This is a genomic window from Pseudovibrio sp. WM33 (assembly GCF_001623165.1).
In the GTDB taxonomy this organism is placed as follows: domain Bacteria; phylum Pseudomonadota; class Alphaproteobacteria; order Rhizobiales; family Stappiaceae; genus Pseudovibrio.
Genome location: NZ_LMCK01000052.1, coordinates 1 through 2,703 on the forward strand (window position 1 = coordinate 1; position 2,703 = coordinate 2,703).

General features: G+C 50.8%; 2 protein-coding genes. One reads left to right on the plus strand and one right to left on the minus strand.

From position 1 onward, the window contains the following. The first annotated feature begins 38 nt into the window (after nt 1-38). Nucleotides 39-1,850: a calcium-binding protein gene (locus PsWM33_RS09705; protein WP_063300084.1), complete on the plus strand. Its 1,812-nt coding sequence runs from the start codon at nt 39-41 to the stop codon at nt 1,848-1,850. Nucleotides 1,851-1,987: 137 nt separating this feature from the next. On the opposite strand, the gene PsWM33_RS09710 is transcribed toward PsWM33_RS09705, so the two are convergent. Beyond that, nucleotides 1,988-2,644: a hypothetical protein gene (locus tag PsWM33_RS09710; protein WP_063300085.1), complete on the minus strand. Its 657-nt coding sequence runs from the start codon at nt 2,642-2,644 to the stop codon at nt 1,988-1,990. Between the last annotated feature and the right edge of the window lie 59 nt (nt 2,645-2,703).

The following is a 2,703-nucleotide window of genomic DNA, read 5'->3' on the forward strand; positions in this document are numbered from 1 at the left end:
CTAACTTTCAAACCGGACCACTCAAGTGGGGCTGATCAGTGAACGGCATTGATACGCTTGTTGGCGGAAACGGCAATGATACGCTCAAGGGCGGTGATGGTACGGATGTTCTTTCCGGGGGGAAAGGGGCTGACTACCTGAAGGGTGGAGCTGGCAATGATATTTACACCTACACCCGCGGTGATGGCAAAGATACAATCTCAGACGAACCGTATACGGTCACTCACACAGAGCGTATTTATGTTCACGGATTTGGATACATTAAGCAAAAAGTGCACACCACCGTTAGCGGAGGGGAACTGGATCTTCTCCAGTTTTCAGATCTTACGCTGAACGATATTACCTTGGGTGAGGACGGCAATGACCTTCTCATCTATGTGCTCGACAAGGATAATCCAGAGGCATCACTTGGCGATCTGGAAGGCTCTATCCGCATTAAGAACTGGAACTCGTCGGGTTATGGTGTAGAGGTCCTTAGTTTTGCTGATGGACAAGAAGTGAAGCTGAGCGATTTCTCCTCAATTATCCGCAGTGATGCCAGAACAGGCTCATCCGGCCTTCCTTACAAGGGCACAGGTGGTTCCGACTGGATTATAGGTCAGGTCGGTAATGAGGTCCTCATGGGGCAAAATGGCAACGACTATATTCAGGCAAAGCAAGGAAATGATACCCTTCAAGGGGGGAGCGGTAACGACACGCTTTATGGTGACGCTGGCAACGACATACTTGAGGGAGGCTCCGACAACGACACTCTCGTCGGCGGTGCTGGCAACGACCAGCTCAAAGGTGGTTCCGGCAACGACACCTATGTGTTCAGCCGAGGTTTTGGTAAAGACACCCTAACCGAGACCTCCGGCACCGACACCCTCCGCTTCACAGACGGCATCACACTGGCAGACCTGAAGATTGTCGCTGATGCGGGTGACCTGAAGTTCTATCTGATTGACCCAACCAAGCCAAATCAGGCCCTGGATGACATCACCGATGTCCTGACCATCAAGAATTGGAGCGCCGATAACCCACACATCGAGCGTTTTGAGTTTGCTGACGGGTCGGTGCTCGGCGGGGTCAGCTGGCGTGACGATGGCCGGGTGGAACTTTACGCTCTGGCAGATGGCCAAGATTCGGTAATCTATGGCACTGCCTACGACGACTTTGTCTATGGTGGTGCCGGCAATGATACCTTGAGTGCTGGCGCCGGGGTCGGCGGCTCGCAGCACTTGCGCGGCGCTGGCGGCAACGACACCTATCTGTTCGGTTCTGGTGGCGGCAGCACCATGCTCCATGAAGGCATTGAGGACGGCATCGACACGGTGCGGTTCACCGACCTGAGCCTGGCTGGTCTTAGCCTCAGCACCACTGGTTCTGCCGCTGATGAACCCTATGGCACGGTGCTGAACTTCAGCTGGCAGACTGGTAGCGGTACCGACAGGTTGAGCATCTCCAATCACGGCCAGATCATCGAGCGCTTTGAGTTTGCTGACGGGTCGGTGCTGAGCGGGATTAAGGTGCGAGATGATGGCCGGGTGGAACTCCACGGCACGGATGGTGATGATTTAATTTCTGGCACCGGTCTTGGAGACAATATGTTTGGTGGGGCAGGATCTGACACCTTCATCTTTTCTGATATCAACTTCGGTAACGACGTCATTGGCGATTTTACAGCCGGAGCAGGGTCAGATGACGTCATCGGTTTTGGTACCGACCTATTTGCAAGCTTTGAGGATTTGCTCACAGCAGCCGGTAATAATGGCAGCGATACCGTCATTCGTGTGAATGAAAGCAATTCGGTGATACTCAAGGGCGTTCTTGTCTCAGATCTGCACGTCGACGACTTCCAGTTTGTTTAATTGAGCTGAAGATACCAACACTGCGATTTTCTCATCGCAGTGTTGGTAAAGGTAAACAAAAACCAAGAGCAAACGTCTATTTTGGTCCCCGCACAGTTGGCATTACATCAATAATTTCCAAGACTTCCATCCTTAAGTTAGCGCCTATGAGGCGAATACCCTTCAGGGAACTGGGAGTTGGCCCAATCCGAAGAATTCGTAACACCAGAATTTATTAGATTATCGAGCTCATCATTTATTGAGCCAACGGCAACTTTTGGTAGCTTTATAGGCGTAAAAGTAGTCCCACTTCCCGCTAATCCGGCTATATCAACAGCAGCCCCGATTAGAGAGGAGTCGCTAGGGTCCATCGGGTTGGCTGCAAATACCTCACCAGAATATGTATTCGTGTAAACTAAACGTCCTTGGTTATCAGAGAGGTAAAGCGGTTCACCATTTTCATCGGTCCCTACTTGAACGGGTCCATCATAGATGGCCTGCATGACACCTAAGGCGCGAATAGGAGCTGAGAGCGCGCCATCTTTTAGCCATGTCCACTCTTCTATTTTTGATGGATCATTGGCAGCGATAGCGAGGTAGACATCCCAAATTGCCTCTGTTTCTTCACCAATTAAGAAAATGGCTTCTCCATTTTTGGGTTGAAGCGTACAAGAGTTGGAGTTAGCAAAAACTGGACTTATAAATAAATGCCAAAAATTAAAGGCACTTTCTGATGACCCACAAGCCATCAGTTGCCGCATTATCTGTTCGTCCGTAATATTGCCTGCTTGTTTTACTTCGGCGATGGCCTCCATTTCTGGACGCCCTTGTTCACCTGATCAGCCCCACTTGAGTGGTCCGGTTTGAAAGTTAG

What these genes read in the sequence shown, in the direction of transcription:
- PsWM33_RS09710 (WP_063300085.1), bottom strand. Translation starts at nt 2,644, where the DNA reads ATGGAGGCCATCGCCGAAGTAAAACAAGCAGGCAATATTACGGACGAA.